Below are 15,738 nucleotides of genomic sequence, written 5' to 3' on the forward strand. Positions count from 1 at the left end.
TTCTCATCCGTGGGCCGCCGAGAGTCTGTCTCGACAGGCCCCTGCGGAAACCATCCTGCCCCGTGGCCACACGGGGTCTGCGACTTTTAGTGTGCCCAGCGGAAGCGAAACGGAACGGATGATTCCGCTGATTGTCAGGTTTGACGGTATCGGGTGAAGAGGAACCCGGCCTCCTCCAGCACGGAAACCAGTGCGAACCGTTCCGGCACCTGGACCGCGGAGCCCCAGGAGATCCGCTGCGCGTCCCCCGCGGTGAGCATCGGGGACACCGTCAGACAGAGCTCGTTCAGGGCCCCCGCCGCCACGAACTGGCCGAGAAGGCAGGGTCCGCCCTCCGTCAGCAGCCTGGTCAGGCCGCGCTCGGCCAGGGCGGGCGCGACCCGCTCCGGCTCGACGACCGCCCCCTCCCCCGCGATCACCACCACGGCGCCCGCCTTCTCGGCCGCGGCGATGCGGTCGGCGGGCGCGGCGGCACCGGTCACCACGAGCGTGGGCGCCAGCGGCTCGGTGAAAAGCGGAAGGGTGAAATCCAGGTCGAGGCTCGCGCTGACGACGGCGATCGCGGGCGCCACCGTCTGCCCGGCCGCCTCCCTGCGCGCGGCGAAGGCTTCACGCGCGCGTGCCGGTCGGTACCCCTCTTGGCGGACCGTTTCGGCGCCGACGATCACGGCGTCGGCGATTCCCCGCAGGGTGCCGAAGATCCGCATGTCCGCGTTGTTGGAGATCGGCTGTGACCGGCCGTCGTGCTGGGCCGCGCCGTCTAGCGTGGACACCATGTTGGCGCGCAGCCAGGCGGTGCCGCCCGCGGGAGCGGTGCCGCCGCAGGGAGCCGCGTCGCCCGAGGGATAGGCGTACGCGTCGGCCAGCTCCCCCAGTCCCCATTCTCGTACCGCTGTTTCTCGTACCACTGCTTCTCGTACTGCTGTTTCGTCTGTCTGGTCGGTCACAGGGAACAGGCGTCGCATGTCCAGCAGTCTTGCACGGCGCTTAGAGTTAGGAACCGTGTCGTCCTCCACCACCGCCCCCGGCCAGAGCTCCATAGCCGAAGCGGGTCCCCAGTCGCTGTGCGCCCGCGAGCCCCACGTACCCGCCGACCGTCTGGTCGCCGAGATGGTACCGCCGCCGCGCTTCGACTCCGTCCGCTTCGATACGTACATCCCGGACCCCAATCAGCCGAGCCAGACCGAGGCCGTGCGGGTCCTGAGCGGCTTCGCGGCCGGGCTCGGCGGGGCGCACTCGTCCGGTGCGGGCAAGCGCCGCTGGTTCCAGAAGAAGGCGGCGGCGCCCACCGGACCCCGCGGCGTCTACCTCGACGGCGGCTACGGAGTGGGCAAGACCCATCTCCTCGCCTCCCTCTGGCACGCCACTCCCGCGGCGCCCGAGCAGAAGGCGTTCGGCACCTTCGTCGAGCTGACGAACCTGGTCGGGGCCCTGGGCTTCCAGCAGACCGTACGCACCCTCAGCGGGCACCGGCTGCTCTGCATCGACGAGTTCGAGCTCGACGACCCGGGTGACACCGTGCTCGTGTCCTCGCTGCTCGCGCGCCTCGTCGACGAGGGCGTCGCGCTCGCCGCGACCTCGAACACACTGCCGGGCAAGCTCGGTGAGGGCCGGTTCGCCTCCGCCGACTTCCTGCGCGAGATCCAGGGCCTTGCCACCCACTTCAAGTCGCTGCGCATCGACGGCGAGGACTACCGCCACCGGGGTCTTCCGCAGGCGCCCGCTCCGTACTCGGACGAGCAGGTCACCAAGGCCGCGTACGCGACCGCCGGGGCGAGCCTCGACGACTTCCCGCATCTGCTCGACCACCTCGCGCGCGTCCACCCCAGCCGGTACGGAGCACTCACCGACGGGCTCGAAGCCGTCTGCCTCACCGATGTGACGCCCGTCCCCGACCAGTCGACCGCACTGCGCCTCGTCGTGCTCGCCGACCGCCTGTACGACCGCGAGGTCCCCGTGCTCGCTTCGGGTGTCCCCTTCGACCAGCTGTTCAGCGAGGAGATGCTGAACGGCGGATACCGGAAGAAGTACTTCCGGGCGATATCGCGTCTCACGGCGCTCGCGCGGGACGCGCAGGGCCTCGTCAAGGCGTAGCGACTCACCGCTACGCGCGTGGTTCCCGCACGCCTAGGCGCGTGGTACACACATCCGGTCATGTTCCTGTCCGCCAGCAGGAGGTCGACCTTTTATGTCCACGACACGACGTCAGGTGCTAGCCCGTACCGGTGCGGTGGGTGCGGGAATCGCCTTCACCGGCGCGCTCTCGGAACTCTTCGCGGGGAGCGCGGCAGCTCAGGGCAAGGCCGGGTACGGGCCGCTGGTGCCCGACCCCGCCGGACTGCTCGATCTGCCGAAAGGTTTCCGCTACAAGGTCCTCTCGCGGGAGGGCGACGATCTTCCCTCCGGTGAGGGCAAGGTGCCGAGCAACTTCGACGGCATGGCCACCTTCCGCGGCAAGCGCGGCGGAACCAACCTCGTACGCAACCACGAGAACCGCGTCACCGGCAGAGTCCCCGTGCCCACGGTCGAGGGCATCACCTACGACCCGATGGGCAAGGGCGGCTGTACGGCGCTGGAGCTCGACCGCCACGACAACGTCCTGAGCGAGCGCGTCGCGATCGCCGGGACCGCGGTCAACTGCGCGGGCGGCCCTACCCCTTGGGGAACCTGGCTGACCTGCGAGGAGACCGAGGACAAGGCCGGCACGAACGGCTACACCAAGGACCACGGCTTCATCTTCGAGGTCGACCCCGTCGACCCGCACCGCACCGGAGCCGTGCCGCTCACCGCGATGGGCCGCTTCCAGCACGAGGCGATCGCCGTAGACCCCAGGCGCGGTGTCGTCTACGAGACCGAGGACGCCTTCCTCAAGCCCTTCGGCCTCTTCTACCGCTTCCTGCCCAAGAAACCCGAGGGCGGCCGGGGCTCGCTCCGCGCGGGCGGCACGCTGCAGGCCATGCGGGTGCCGGGAGTGCCCGACCTGTCCGCGATCCAGGAGACGGGCGCCAGCTTCAAAGGCATCGAATGGGTCGATGTACCGGACCCGCTGGCCGCCCGGACGCCCATCAGGGACCAGGACTTCGGCCCCAAGGGCATCACGCACGCGCAGAAGCTGGAGGGCTGCTACTGGGGCGGGCAGTCCGTCTACTTCGTCTCGTCGTTCGCCCACAGCGCGGAGGGGTCCGCGGCCGACCACTTCGGCCAGATCTGGCGCTACGACCCGTCCGAGCGCCGTCTCACCCTGGTGATCGTCTTCGGTCCGAGCACCGACATCCAACTGCCCGGCGAGTCCCCCGACAACATCTGCCTCGCCCCCAGCGGCGGCCTGATGGTGGCCGAGGACGGCGGTGGCGCACAGCACGTGTACGGTCTGACGCGCCGCGGCGAGGTCTACGCGATGGCCCGCGGGCAGCAGAACATCGGCACCCCCCAGGAGCCCGAGTGGGGCGAGTTCGCGGGCGTCTGCTTCTCGCCGGACCACGACACGATGTACGTCAACTGCTACACCCCCGGCACGACGTTCGCGGTGACGGGGCCCTGGCACAGGACCTGACGGGGCGCGGGGTGCGCGGCGACCGGCCACGCACCCCGCGGGTCTCGCCCGCGGTCGCTAGGAACCGATCAGCGGGTAGTGGTCGGACAGGTTGGTGTAGGTGTACTTCTTGCCCCAACTGGAGACCGTCCAGGGCGCGCTCTGCTCCTTGACCACCTCGTTGTGCCAGGTGGCGGGGCGGGCGTTGCCCTTGCGGTGCAGGACGTAGTCCAGGTCCTCGCGGGGGTCGTCCGGGTAGCGCTCGGAGGCGATGGAGTTGTCCCGGGTGTCGAAGGAGTACGGGTGACCCGTACGGCCGTCGGCGGGAGCGAAGCCGCCGTCGGCGAGCATCGAGGCGTACTCACCGCTGTGGGAGTCGACGTTGAAGTCGCCCGCCACGAGGACCTGTTCGTCCGCCGGGATGTTCTTGGCGTCCAGGAAGGCGTCCATCTCCTTGAGCTGCGAGGAGCGGGTCGCGGCCGCCTCGCCGGAGCCGCAGCCGGGGTCGGTGGACTGGGTGTGGGTGCCGACGATGTGCACCTTCTTGCCGTTGACGTTCAACTGGGCGTAGACGAAGCCCTTGTTGGAGTACGAGTCGGAGCCGCAGGCCTCCTTGTAGACGTACTGCTCCTTGCGCTGAATGGGCCACTTGCTCAGGACGGTCACTCCGCCGTCCTCCGGAGTCACCGAGGAGTAGGCGCCGCCGGTGGCGTCCCAGCCGTCCTTGCTCCGGCCCATGACGGGGGTCTGGTGCGGGTAGCGGTCCGCCGCGTCGGCCTTCAGCGCGTCGGACGAGGAGTTGTCGAAGGCCTCCTGGAGGACGATCACGTCCTTGCCCTGGAAGAAGTCCGCGGCCGGTATCGCCTTGGCGCGGTGGTCCTGACCCCAGTTCGGGTAAAGGTTCTTGCTCATGAGAAACGCGTTGTACGAGAGCACCTTGAGTGCGGGAGTCGCTGAAGTCGCTGAAGTCGCGGGAGTGTCGACAGAGGCGGCAGGCCCGTCGGCGGCGGTCGCGGACGGAGCGACGGCGACGAGCGTGGCCGCGGCGAGCACCGTGGTGATCACGGCGGCGTGAGTCCTGCGCGGCGCTGGGTGCGGCACTTGGTCTCCTGAGAGTGGGGGGTATGGCGTCGCATATCCAATCAGCCGCGATTACTTCTGGGGATACGTCGCGTGAACAAAGATCCTGCGGCATGCGCATGACGTTTTTGTGTGGGCTGTTCCGTGCGAGCCGGTCCGTGCGAGCCGGTCCGTGCGAGCCGGTCCGTGCGAGCCGTTCCGTGCGAGCCGTCAGAGACCGGCGAGTGTGCTGTCGACCGTGTCGAGGAGTGCCTGTCGGTCGTCCTGGACGCGGGCCAGGACGCGCAGGCCGTAGTACGTGCTCTGCACCCGGCGCGCGACGGCCACGGAGTCGGCCTCCACGTCGGCTCCCGCGTCGGCTCCCGCGTCGGCCGGGGAGCGGAGCTCGCCCGTGCGCCTGCCTGCCGTCACGACCGCGCGCAACTCCTCCTCCACCCGGGCGAAGTTGCGCCGCACCGCGTCCTTGACCTCCGGGTCGAGCCCGGCGATCTCGACGGCCGCGTTGATCGCGAAGCAGCCGCGTCCGTCCGCCTCGTCGAGATCGGCGTCCACGGCGTGGACCATCATGTCCCGCAGCCGCTGTTTCGCCGGTCCTTCGCCGCGCAGGATCTCGATCTGCTCGGCGGTGATGGTGTCGTAGTAACGCCGCAGGGCGCGCAGGTAGAGCTGACGCTTGCCGCCGAAGGTGTTGTAGAGGCTGGAGGGACCGAGTCCGGTGCTTTCGCACAGCGCGCGCGTCGATGTGCCCTCGTAGCCGTGCCGCCAGAACGTCTCCATGGCCGCGGTGACGACACGGTCCTCGTCGAACTCTCGTGGCCTGGCCATGGTCCTCACAGTACGGGTTTTGGAATACGCGTACAAAAAGCGTGGTCCCGCTCCACCCGCTGAAGCCGTGCCGCCCAGAGCACGGCCACCGCTCCGGCGCTGGCGAGCGCGGCGCCGACCCAGGCCACGGAGGCGTAGCCGAGTCCGGCGTCGATGGTCAGGCCGCCGAGGAGCGGGGCCAGGGTGTTGCCGACGTTGAACGCGGCCGTATTGGTGGCGCCGACCAGCGTCGGGGCCGCCGGGGCGAGGGTGAACACCCGTGACTGGAGCGCCGGGTTGGTCACGTATCCGACGAGGCCGAGCAGGAAGACCAGCGCGATCACGACGACGGTGGAACCGGCCGTCAGCGCGAGCAGCGCGGAGAAGAGGGCGAGGGCGCCGAGCCCGAGGCCCAGGGTCCGCAGGGGGCGCGCCTCGGCCGTGCGCCCGCCGATGACAAGGCCCACCATCCCGCCGACGCCGAACAGGGCGAGGACCGCGGGCACCCACCCCTCGGACACTCCGCTCACCTCGGTCAGCAGGGGCGCGAGATAACTGAAGGTGACGATGACCGCGCCGAAGGCGAAGGCCGTGACGGCGTACGAGAGCCAGAGCTGAGGTCGTGCCATGCCGCGCAGCTCGGCCCTGGCCGACGTGCGCCCGGTGTCACCCCGGCCGCCCGGGACTACGAGCAGCGTGCACACCAGGCTCACCACGGTGGCCGCGGCCACCGCCCAGAACGCGGCGCGCCAGCTGGAGTACTGGCTCAGGACGGTGCCGGCCGGCACGCCGACGACCGTGGCGAGGGTCAGACCGCCCGCCACTACGGCGACCGCCCTGCCCTTGGCCGCCGACGGCACGAGAGCGACCGCGGCGGCCACGGCCACGCCCCAGTACCCGGCGTACGCGAGGGCGCTGACCACGCGGCTGACGAAGAGGACTCCGTAGCCGGGCGCGAGTGCGCCGATCACATGGGCGACGACGAAGGCCGCCTGGAGCGAGACGAGGGCGGTCCGCCGGGGCCAGCTCAGGGTGGCCACCGCGAGCAGCGGCGCGCCGACGACCATGCCGATCGCGAAGGCCGAGATCAGCAGCCCCGCGTCCGGGATCGACACCCCCAGGTCGGCGGCCATGCCGGGCAGCAGGCCGGACAGCATGAACTCCGAGGTCCCTTGAGTGAAGATGCCGAGCCCAACTATGTACACCGCAGGCGGCATTGACGTACACCCTTCCGATCGCGACCGACTTTTGAAGCACTCGCTCCAAAATTGACGATCAGGACGCTAGCACATTATGAATCGATCGCTTCAAAATGGCCGTCGCGGGGTCGCGCCCATGCGCCGTTGTCAGTGGTGGGTGCCATTCTGATCGTCATGAATCCGCTGCACCTGACCGGTGCGAATCCGCTGACTCCGACCGGCATCGAAGCGGCGTTGCGCGCCGCGTGGTCCGCCGACACCTGCTCGCCCGACGACGCCGACCGCTCCCCGTGGACCACCGAGAACCCGTCATGGGGGCACTGCGACATCACGACGATCCTCGTGCACGACATGTTCGGCGGCGAGTTGCTGGTCGGCGAGGTGTGGTCGGTCGACGGCGAGCAGCAGGGCTTCCACTGGTGGAACCGCCTCGCGAGCGGGGTCGAACTGGACCTGACACGGGAGCAGTTCCTGCTCGGCCAGCGGGTCACGGTGCCGCGCTCCGTGGTGCGCCCACCGGGCCGACTGCCGCGCCGCCAGGAGGAGTACGAGCTGCTGCGACAGCGGTTCACCGAGGCGGCGTCGCCGACGGGGGTGATTTCGGCGCGTTGAACACTCCGGCATTACCGCTCGAAGCGGCTGACCGGCAGGCGTAGCCCGCGTCCGCACCCACTCCCACGCCCGCGTCCACGCCCACCCGCGCCCACCCACGCCCCGGGAGACCCACCGGGCGGTTCGACGGTTCGGCCGTCCGGGGCAGTGCGGCTCAGCCTTCACCATTTAATCCTTTTTGTGCCGATACGTTCGCCACATGATCACCCTGGCACGAAGACTGACCGCACAGAGACTGGCCGCACGGAGACTGACCGCACAGAGACTGGCCGCCACCTGCGCCCTGACCGCCCTGACCCTCACCACACTCACAGCCTGTGGCTCGGACCCGGCTCCGGGCAGCCGCGACCCGGCAGCCGTGCGTGCCGCGGCGAGCGCTCCGCCCCGCCCCGCGACGCTCGCCCCCGGCCCCGCGGGCCTCACCCCGGTCTTCAAGAACGCCCCCCGCACCCCGGCATCCGCCGCCCCCACCGTCGCCCTCACCTTCGACGCCGACATGACCGCCGATCAGGGCCCCCGCGCCGCGTCCGGTGAGCGCTTCGACCATCCGGCGCTGGTGGCGGCATTGCGCCGGCTGAAGGTACCGGCGACGTTCTTCATGACGGGACGGTGGGCCGAGGAGTACCCGGCGCAGGCCAAGGACATCGGACGGGACCCGCTCTTCGAGGTCGCCAACCACTCGTACAGCCATTACGCCTTCACCAAGCGCTGCTACGGGCTGCCGACCGTCCCCGCCTCCGGCATGCGCGCCGACATGGAGCGCGCCTTCGCCGCCTTCCGCAAGGCGGGCGTCGAGCACCAGGTGCCGTACTTCCGTTTCCCCGGGGGCTGTTACGACAAGCGGGCGCTGCGCGCGCTGGCTCCCGGCGGGGTCACGGCCGTGCAGTGGGACGTGGTGAGCGGCGACGCGTTCGCGACGGACGCCGACGCGGTGGCCCGGCAGGTGCTCGACGGGGTGCGTCCCGGCTCGGTCGTCGTCATGCACTGCACGCGCAGCGCGGCTCCCACGACGGAGCGCGCCCTGCGGAAGATCGTCCCGAAGCTGCGCGAGCGGGGCTTCCGGTTCGTCCGGGTGTCGGAGCAGATCCGGGCGGCGGGCGCACACGGACCACACGGACCACACGGACAGCACGGACCGCACGGACAGCGCGGACAGCACGGATAGCCTGGCCCGCATGGTCGACACCGCAGAGACCGCAGAGACCGCAGAGACCCCAGAGACCGCAGACACCGCCGAGGGCCCGTTCGCCGAGTGCGTGCTGTGCCGCGAGCCCACCGAGTACCCGGAGACGCACAAGGGCGTGACGCTGTGCCCCGTATGCGAGTGGCACGAGGCACAGCGCACGGCCTGCTCGGGCTGAGCCACCCGGGGTCCCGCGCTTCGGGGCGTCGATCCCGGCCATCTGCCGCAGCAGCGTCGATGTGCCGGTGCCGTTCGCCCCTTGGCCAAAGTCATAGGGGCACCCCCCCTCGATCCGCACCAGCGTGCCCGCGCGCAGGCCGATCCCGACGGCGCGCAGGATCCACGGCCCGCCGATCGCATGGCGCCGCCCCGCCCTGTCGAACCGCGGCGCGGCCCTCGCAGGATCCCTGTCCAAGCGGGCATCCTCGCGCAAGGGTGGGGCGGCGGGACAAGAGGCGAGAGCAGGAAGCAAAGCCCCTGACCGGCCCGGTCTTCCGCCTGGCGGCCTGGCAGACTGGGGCCGTGAGCAGCGACCAGGCCTCCGCCGGGAACACCCGGCCGCAGGACACCCCAGACCCCCAGGACAGCCCCTTCCGCGTGGAGCAGACGACGCGCGACGAGGCACCGCAGTTCGTGCTGCCCCTGGTGGCGCGCATCGAGCGCGCCGAGCCTCCGCACCGTACGGACGCCCTGGAGACGGCGGCCCGCGCGGTGCTCGTCATGCTCGGCGACGAGCGGTCCCTCGGTGACGGCGAGTGGGCGCAGGCCATGCGGGACTGGCAGGACGCCCGGATCCGCAAGGTGGTGCGGCGGGCGCGCGGGGCCGAGTGGCGGCGGGCCGAGGCGCTGCCGGGCATCACGGTCACGGGCAAGTCTGCGGAAGTCCGCGTCTTCCCGCCGGTGCCGCTGGACGGCTGGCCCAAGGATCTGGCGCGGCTCCAGGTCTCGGGTACGGACCTGGACGATCCGGAAGCCGTGCCGCCGCCGGACGCGGCCTCGCCGGTCCTGTGGATGAACCCCGACGTCGACATGTCGGCGGGCAAGGCGATGGCGCAGGCGGGGCACGGCGCCCAACTGGCCTGGTGGGAGCTGTCGGACGAGGAGCGCGCGGCCTGGCGGGACGCCGGCTTCCCGCTCTCCGTCCGCACCCCGGACGCCGCGCTCTGGCGCGAACTCGTGGCGAGCGGCCTGCCGGTGGTGCGGGACGCGGGCTTCACGGAGATCGCGCCCGGTTCCTGCACCGTGGTCGCCGACCACCCCGCCCTGCGTTGATCCGCCTCGCCCTGCTCTCAGGTGGTGACGGTGGCCACGGGGGCGAGGCCGTAGGTACGGGCGTAGCCGTTCTCGGTGCCGACGAGAAGATCGATGATCTCGAAGTAGCGGTCCCAGAACGGGGTTTCGCGCAGTGCGTCGATGAGGAGCTGGTAGGCCTCGTGGTCGTCGGCCTCCCAGACCCACACGTCGGTGACGCGGGTGGAGTAGAACTCCGTGTCGTAGAAGCGTGACCGGACGCCGGTCGTCTTGGCCTTGATCGCGGGAATGACCTGGGTGGAGAAGGCGTCCACCCGCTCCTGAACGGTCATGGCGAGCCACTCAGGTGTGGTCTTGATGAGCATGAAAGCGGTGACCGGGGGTGTCGTGTTCTCGGCGGACATGGCAGGTGCCTCCTGGGCGTTGGGCGGTTGATTGCTTGGGTGACTGATTGCTTGGGCGGCTGATTGCTTCGTTGGTTGGTTGGATCGGTCGGGGCGGGCCATTCGGGGCGGGCCGTTCGGGGCGGGTGTCCGGTGTGACGCGTTCGCGGGTCCTCAGGAGAGGACCGCGGATCATGGAAACCTCATGGGGTCGCGCCGGATCGGTACGTCCCTCATCCTGCGGAGGACCACGGTGTTGCCACAATGGGAACATCAGCAAGGGATCATTGCCTGAAATGGAATTACGCCTGTGAGCAGCAGTCCAGCACCCCCAGAGGCCTCAGAACCCGTCATCGACGCCAATCTCGCCGTCGCGCTTGACGCTCTGCTGGCCGAACAGAGCGTCACCCGCGCCGCCGCGCGTCTGCACACGTCCCCCGCCGCCATGAGCCGCACGCTCGCCCGCCTCCGGCGCATCCTCCAGGACCCCCTCCTGGTCCGGGCCGGCCAGACGATGGTCCCCACCCCCCGCGCCCAGGCCCTGCGCGACGAGGCCGCCACGGTGGTGCACCGGCTCGGAGCGCTGCTCACTCCCGGCGCCGGGGTCGACCCCGCCTCATTGCGCGGCACCTTCACCCTCCAGGCAGCAGACCTGGTCGGCGCCGCCCTGGCCCCCGGGCTGCTGCGCCTTACCCACCAGGAGGCGCCGGGGGTGTCGTTGCGGTTCCGGGCCGAGGATCTGGAGGCCGGACCGGCTCTCCGCGACGGCCGGATCGATCTGGAGGTCGGATCCATCGACCACGTCGATCCCGAGACCCGGGTCGAGGAACTCGTCACGCTCCGGATGGCGGCAGCCGTCCGCCCCGGACACCCCCTCACCGAAGGGACGTTGACCCCGGATCGGCTCGCTGCCGCCGAGCACGTCGTGGTGAGCCGCCGCGGCCGGTTCAAGGGGCCCGTGGACACCGCCCTGGCCGAGCTGTATCTCCGGCGGCGGGTCGCCGTCGTCCTCCCCAGCCACCTGGCCGCGATGACCCTCAGCGCCGCCAGCGACGTCGTCTGCCTCGTCCCCACCGCACTCCCCGGCGCCGCCCCCTCCCCCCTCACCGACCCGGCTACCACCCTCGGCCTGCACCTCCTCGACATCCCCCTGCCCCTGCCACCCGTGTCCGTCGGCATGGCATGGCACCCCCGCCAGGCAGCCGACGGAGGCCACCGCTGGCTGCGCGACACCGTCCGCCGGACGCTCCTCGCACCCCGGAGACCGGCTGCCTGACGTGTGCGCCCACAGGCCGGCTGCCTGACGTGTGCGCCCACAGGCCGGGTGCGACAGGAGAGGATGTACCTCGACCAACGCACGACGGAACGGCGCCGAGGAGACCGGCATGGCGAGCGAGACCGGCACGGCGAGGGAGCTCGGCGTGAGCGACGACGCGCAGGCGGGAGCGGGCACGGCGGGCGCCGAACCCGGCCGAACCAAATCCGACGGCCGAACCAAATCCGACGGCCGCGCCAGACTCGACAGCAGCCGCGCCAAGCTCGACGGCCGCGTGGAGCGCGGCAACCAGACCCGGCGTCTCGTCCTGCGCCGCACCGTCGACATCGCCTCGGTCGAGGGTCTGGACGCACTCTCGGTCGGCCGCATCGCCACCGAGCTGAAGCTCAGCAAGAGCGGGGTCTTCGCGCTCTTCGGCTCCAAGGAGGAGCTGCAGCTCGCGACCATCCGCGCGGCGGGCCGCATCTTCCTGGACAACGTGGTGGAACCGGCCCGGCAGACCCCGCCCGGCATCGGCCGCGTGTGGCAGCTGTGCGCGCGCTGGCTCGACTACTCGGAGCAGCGGGTCTTCCCCGGCGGCTGCTTCTTCTACGGGGTGATCGCGGAGTTCGACGCCCGCGAGGGCGCGGTGCACGACGCCCTCGTCCACGCCGACCGCGGCTGGAACGGCCGGGTGAAGGACTGCATCGCCGAGGCCCTCGACACCGGTGAACTGCGCCCGGACACCGACATCCCCCAGCTCGCCTTCGAGTTCATCGCACTCATGGAGACGGCGAACGCACACTCGGTGCTGCACGACGAGCCGGACGCCTACCGCAGGGCGGGCGTCGCCATCACGGCTCGGCTGCGTGGGGCGGCGACGGATCCGTCGCAGGTGCCGCGACTCCCCTGAGCGTCCGGCCGATCGGATCCGGGACCGACTTCAGGACCGACTCCCGAGTCCGGGATCAACTCCGGGATCAACTCCGGGATCAACTCCGGGAAACAAGTAGCACGACCGTTCGTTTAGATTTACGCTTGCCGCATGCTCCCATCGATGACGCGATCGATCATGCGGACACCCTGGCAACCAGGACCCGAGGCACACACGCCGGACCCGGGCCCGTCCCTGGTGAGCCTCACCGAGTTCACCGCCCACCGGCGCACCCAGACCGTTCCGATCGCCCTGGCCGGGCTGCGGCTGCGCCGGAGCTGGCCCAGGACTCCCGGCGCCATCGGCATGTGGCTCTGGGTCGACCCGTGGCGGGGGCGCTCGGGGTCTCTCTCGGTCTGGGCCGACGAGCGGTCGCTGTACGCGTTCGTCGGGCGCCCCGACCACGTACGGATCGTCCGCGCCCACCGGGACCGGGGCGTGATGCGCGCCACCGCGTGGACGGCGGACCGGCTCGACCCGGATGCCGCGTGGGCCGCCGCGCACACGCTGCTCACCGGCCCAAGTCCCTGGCCGGAAACAGCCGTTCACACCACGGAAGGATCCTGAGGACCCCATGACCGACCTCACCACACCCGACCTCGCCCCGCCCGACCGCACCACACCCGGCCTCATCGCACTCGACCGCACCGCCGTCCAGGAATCGCTCCGCGTCCTGCGCGCCGCCCGCGGCGCAGACTGGGCACGCCCATCCCCCTGCGCGGGCTGGACGCTGCGCGACCTGGTGGCGCACATGACCGCACAGCACCATGGATTCGCGGCGGCGGCACGGGGATCGGGCGCCGACCGTACGTACTGGATCGCGCCGGATCTCGGCCGCGACCCGCTCAAGATCTACGAGGAGTCGGTACGCCACGTACTGGCCGCGTTCGCCGAAGGGGACGAACCAGGCGTCCTGGAGCGGGGGTTCACGCTTCCCGAGATCGGCCGGACGTTCACGGGACGGATCGCCGTCGGCTTCCACTTCCTGGATTACGTGGTGCACTCCTGGGACGTGGCGAAGACCATCGGCATCGACATCGATCTCCCCCTGCCGGTCGTCGAGGCCGCGCTCGAAATCGCCCGCAGGGTGCCGAAGGACCCCGGACGCCGGGTCCCAGGTGCCACGTTCGCGCCGGTCCTGCCCACACCGGAGCACGCGTCACCGCTGGAGGAGATGCTCGCTCTCCTCGGACGCCCGGACGTGGACCCGGGGCGTTGAACATCACGCCCGCCTCTTCCGTATCTCCTGGTACCAGGAAGTAGCTTGCCTCCAGGGCAGGTTGACGGTCAGGAAGGCACGGCACATTGCGGCGTATCAACGGCACGGCTCTGATCATCGCGGCACTCGTGGCCACAGTGGGCGCGCTCGCGTTCCCCATGTGGTCCTACGCCGACCGTTCGGGCACGGGGCCCGCCAATCTGGCCGCCGGGTCCGTGGCCACACAGTGGGGCCCGCTCTCGACGGCCGACCGCGACCTGCTGGTGAAGGTGCGGCTCGCCGGTCTGTGGGAGATACCCGCGGGCCAGCAGGCGGTCGAGCGGGCACCGACGAAGGCGATCAAGGAGGCCGGTGACCATCTGATCGTCGGCCACACGGACCTCGACAAGCGGGCCCGCTCGGTCGCGGCGCGGCTCGGCGTGGAGCTGCCCAACCAGCCGACCGCCCAACAGCAGGGCTGGCTCCAGGAGTTGACGGAGGCCGGCGGCGAGACGTACGAGCAGAAGTTCGCGAATCTCCTGCGCGCCTCGCACGGCAAGGTGTTCGCCGCGATCGCGCAGGTGCGGGACAGCACGCGCAATTCGCTGATCCGGCAGCTGGCCACCGACTCCAACCAGACCGTCCTCGACCACATCACGATGCTGGAGGCGACCGGACGCGTCGACTTCGACGACATCGCGAACGGCGGCGCCGCCACCGCCACGGCCAGCCCCACCGGGCCTCCGCCGCCCTCCGGCGCCGCTCCCCCGGAGCCTCCTCCCGCCGGTCCGACCGGCGACGTGTCCACGACGTCGCGGCCTTCGCCCGCCGCGCCCGGAGAAGTCGACACGAACAGGCCGGAACCTCAAATGTAGCTCTGAACGTCCCCTCTCATGGGTTCGGCCGCGGCTGCCGGGGCCATCACCTCTGCACACGTTCACAAGACACGGGCACGACGCGGGGTGTTGGCGGCGGGGTGTTGGCGAAGGAGGGGGAACATGAGGCATTTGGGGACCGGTATCGGGTGGCGTCCGGAGATCGCGGACGCCGTGGAGCGGATGCCCGGCATCGACTGGGTCGAGGCCGTCGCGGAGAACCTGTGCCCGGGGCACCTCCCCGATTCCCTCCTGCGGCTGCGCGAGCGCGGCGTCACGGTGGTGCCGCACGGCGTCTCGCTCGGCCTCGGCGACGCCGGGCGCCCCGACGAGACCCGCCTCGCCGCGCTCGCCGAGCGTGCGCGGGCTCTCGGCTCGCCGCTGGTCACCGAGCACATCGCGTTCGTACGCGCCGGGGGCCCGCTGACGGCTTCGCAGCCGCTGGAGGCGGGCCACCTGCTCCCGGTGCCGCGCACCCGTGACGCCCTCGACGTCCTGTGCGAGAACGTACGCATCGCGCAGGACGCGCTGCCGGTGCCGCTCGCGGTGGAGAACATCGCGGCGCTGATCTCCTGGCCCTGCGAGGAGATGACAGAAGGGCAGTTCCTGTACGAGCTCGTCGAGCGCACGGGCGTACGCCTTCTCATCGACGTGGCCAACCTCCACACGAACCACGTCAACCGCGGCGAGGACCCGGCGAAGGCCCTGGACGAGCTGCCGGTCGAGGCCATCGCGTACGTCCACGTCGCGGGCGGCTTCGAGCGGGACGGCGTCTGGCACGACAGCCACGCCCACCCTGTCCCCGAGCCGGTCCTGGACATCCTGGCGGACCTGGCGTCACGGGTGACGCCGCCGGGCGTCCTGCTCGAACGGGACGAGAACTTCCCGGCGCCGCAGGAACTGGAGCGGGAGCTGGACGCGATACGGGAGACGGTACGGGCGACCGCGCCGACCTCCGCTGAGCCCACCACCGTCACAACACCGGCCACATCTCCTGCCCCGGTCCCCGCCCCCACCCGGCAGCGGCTCGCCCTCGCGCAGACCTCGCTCCTGTCCGCGCTCGTCGCGGGGACGCCCGCACCCGAGGGGTTCGACCGGACCCGGCTGACCGTGCAGAGCCGGGCACTGGCCGGAAAGCGGGCCGACGTCGTGGCGAAGGTGGCGCCCGAGCTGCCGGAGATTCTCGGCGAGGCCTACCGCGCGCGGTTCCTCTCGTACGCCCAGACGCGGCCGATGTCCGGCGGATACCGCCGCGACGCTCTGGACTTCGCCGAGCGGCTGCTGCTCGCCGGGCAGCCCGAGGACTCCGAGGCGCGCGGCCGGTTGACCCAGTGGTGGCTGGAGCGTTCGGGGCCCGCGCCGCTGGACGCGCGGCCGGTCACGCGGTGGCTGCGGGCGGCCCGGTTCGCCCTGCGGCGGGGTTAGGGGGCGG

The 15,738-nt window shown here is 71.0% G+C and carries 17 protein-coding genes; 12 read left to right on the forward strand and 5 right to left on the reverse strand.

All coding sequences use genetic code 11. The features are described from left to right. Positions 1 to 134: 134 nt before the first annotated feature. Positions 135 to 965, reverse strand: a complete 831-nt coding sequence (locus tag ACFVXC_RS04425) for a pyrimidine reductase family protein (RefSeq protein ID WP_389901294.1) — start codon at positions 963 to 965, stop codon at positions 135 to 137. A gap of 37 nt (positions 966 to 1,002) precedes the next feature. Between ACFVXC_RS04425 and zapE the strand changes: the two genes are divergently transcribed. Together zapE and ACFVXC_RS04435 are read left to right on the forward strand one after the other, a co-directional pair. Continuing rightward, positions 1,003 to 2,094, forward strand: coding sequence for a cell division protein ZapE (gene zapE / locus ACFVXC_RS04430; protein WP_389901296.1), 1,092 nt, complete (start codon positions 1,003 to 1,005; stop codon positions 2,092 to 2,094). Positions 2,095 to 2,188: 94 nt separating this feature from the next. Further along, positions 2,189 to 3,553, forward strand: coding sequence for an alkaline phosphatase PhoX (locus ACFVXC_RS04435; RefSeq protein WP_389901297.1), 1,365 nt, complete (start codon positions 2,189 to 2,191; stop codon positions 3,551 to 3,553). 57 nt (positions 3,554 to 3,610) lie between these two features. On the opposite strand, the gene sph is transcribed toward ACFVXC_RS04435, so the two are convergent. The 3 genes from sph to ACFVXC_RS04450 all read right to left on the reverse strand — a co-directional run bounded on the left by sph (position 3,611) and on the right by ACFVXC_RS04450 (position 6,633). After that, a complete protein-coding gene (sph, locus tag ACFVXC_RS04440) occupies positions 3,611 to 4,633 on the reverse strand; it encodes a sphingomyelin phosphodiesterase (RefSeq protein ID WP_389901299.1) in 1,023 nt (340 codons plus the stop codon). A 189-nt stretch (positions 4,634 to 4,822) separates the two neighbouring features. Then, positions 4,823 to 5,437 (reverse strand): TetR/AcrR family transcriptional regulator, encoded by a 615-nt coding sequence (locus ACFVXC_RS04445; protein ID WP_389901301.1) that lies wholly within the window; start codon positions 5,435 to 5,437, stop codon positions 4,823 to 4,825. 5 nt (positions 5,438 to 5,442) lie between these two features. Continuing rightward, on the reverse strand, positions 5,443 to 6,633 hold the full coding sequence (locus ACFVXC_RS04450) for a Cmx/CmrA family chloramphenicol efflux MFS transporter (protein ID WP_389901303.1): 1,191 nt from the start codon (positions 6,631 to 6,633) through the stop codon (positions 5,443 to 5,445). Positions 6,634 to 6,789: 156 nt separating this feature from the next. Between ACFVXC_RS04450 and ACFVXC_RS04455 the strand changes: the two genes are divergently transcribed. The 4 genes from ACFVXC_RS04455 (at position 6,790) to ACFVXC_RS04470 (ending at position 9,682) form a co-directional block, all read left to right on the forward strand. Beyond that, positions 6,790 to 7,227 (forward strand): hypothetical protein, encoded by a 438-nt coding sequence (locus ACFVXC_RS04455; RefSeq protein WP_389901305.1) that lies wholly within the window; start codon positions 6,790 to 6,792, stop codon positions 7,225 to 7,227. A gap of 199 nt (positions 7,228 to 7,426) precedes the next feature. After that, entirely contained in the window at positions 7,427 to 8,392 is a 966-nt protein-coding gene (locus tag ACFVXC_RS04460; RefSeq protein WP_389901307.1) for a polysaccharide deacetylase family protein, read from the forward strand. Positions 8,393 to 8,402: 10 nt separating this feature from the next. Further along, positions 8,403 to 8,588, forward strand: coding sequence for a hypothetical protein (locus ACFVXC_RS04465; RefSeq protein WP_389901309.1), 186 nt, complete (start codon positions 8,403 to 8,405; stop codon positions 8,586 to 8,588). 344 nt (positions 8,589 to 8,932) lie between these two features. Next, positions 8,933 to 9,682: an aminoacyl-tRNA hydrolase gene (locus ACFVXC_RS04470; protein ID WP_389901310.1), complete on the forward strand. Its 750-nt coding sequence runs from the start codon at positions 8,933 to 8,935 to the stop codon at positions 9,680 to 9,682. Positions 9,683 to 9,699: 17 nt separating this feature from the next. Here ACFVXC_RS04470 and ACFVXC_RS04475 read toward each other — a convergent pair whose 3' ends face one another. Then, positions 9,700 to 10,065, reverse strand: a complete 366-nt coding sequence (locus tag ACFVXC_RS04475) for a darcynin family protein (protein WP_389901311.1) — start codon at positions 10,063 to 10,065, stop codon at positions 9,700 to 9,702. 280 nt (positions 10,066 to 10,345) lie between these two features. Here ACFVXC_RS04475 and ACFVXC_RS04480 point away from each other — a divergent pair, with 280 nt between their 5' ends. From ACFVXC_RS04480 to ACFVXC_RS04505, 6 genes are all read left to right on the forward strand, one after another. Beyond that, positions 10,346 to 11,320 (forward strand): LysR family transcriptional regulator, encoded by a 975-nt coding sequence (locus ACFVXC_RS04480; protein WP_389901581.1) that lies wholly within the window; start codon positions 10,346 to 10,348, stop codon positions 11,318 to 11,320. 109 nt (positions 11,321 to 11,429) lie between these two features. Then, positions 11,430 to 12,212 carry a TetR/AcrR family transcriptional regulator gene (locus tag ACFVXC_RS04485; RefSeq protein ID WP_389901313.1) on the forward strand — a complete coding sequence of 261 codons (783 nt, stop codon included), beginning with the start codon at positions 11,430 to 11,432 and terminating at the stop codon, positions 12,210 to 12,212. 144 nt (positions 12,213 to 12,356) lie between these two features. After that, positions 12,357 to 12,800, forward strand: a complete 444-nt coding sequence (locus ACFVXC_RS04490; RefSeq protein ID WP_389901314.1) for a hypothetical protein — start codon at positions 12,357 to 12,359, stop codon at positions 12,798 to 12,800. Positions 12,801 to 12,807: 7 nt separating this feature from the next. Then, complete coding sequence (locus ACFVXC_RS04495) at positions 12,808 to 13,452, forward strand: TIGR03086 family metal-binding protein (RefSeq protein WP_389901316.1); 645 nt, start codon at positions 12,808 to 12,810, stop codon at positions 13,450 to 13,452. A gap of 86 nt (positions 13,453 to 13,538) precedes the next feature. Further along, positions 13,539 to 14,306 carry a DUF4142 domain-containing protein gene (locus ACFVXC_RS04500; protein ID WP_389901318.1) on the forward strand — a complete coding sequence of 256 codons (768 nt, stop codon included), beginning with the start codon at positions 13,539 to 13,541 and terminating at the stop codon, positions 14,304 to 14,306. A 123-nt stretch (positions 14,307 to 14,429) separates the two neighbouring features. After that, positions 14,430 to 15,731, forward strand: coding sequence for a DUF692 domain-containing protein (locus ACFVXC_RS04505; RefSeq protein ID WP_389901319.1), 1,302 nt, complete (start codon positions 14,430 to 14,432; stop codon positions 15,729 to 15,731). Positions 15,732 to 15,738 lie beyond the last annotated feature (7 nt).

Source organism: Streptomyces sp. NPDC058257 (assembly GCF_042881845.1).
In the GTDB taxonomy this organism is placed as follows: domain Bacteria; phylum Actinomycetota; class Actinomycetes; order Streptomycetales; family Streptomycetaceae; genus Streptomyces.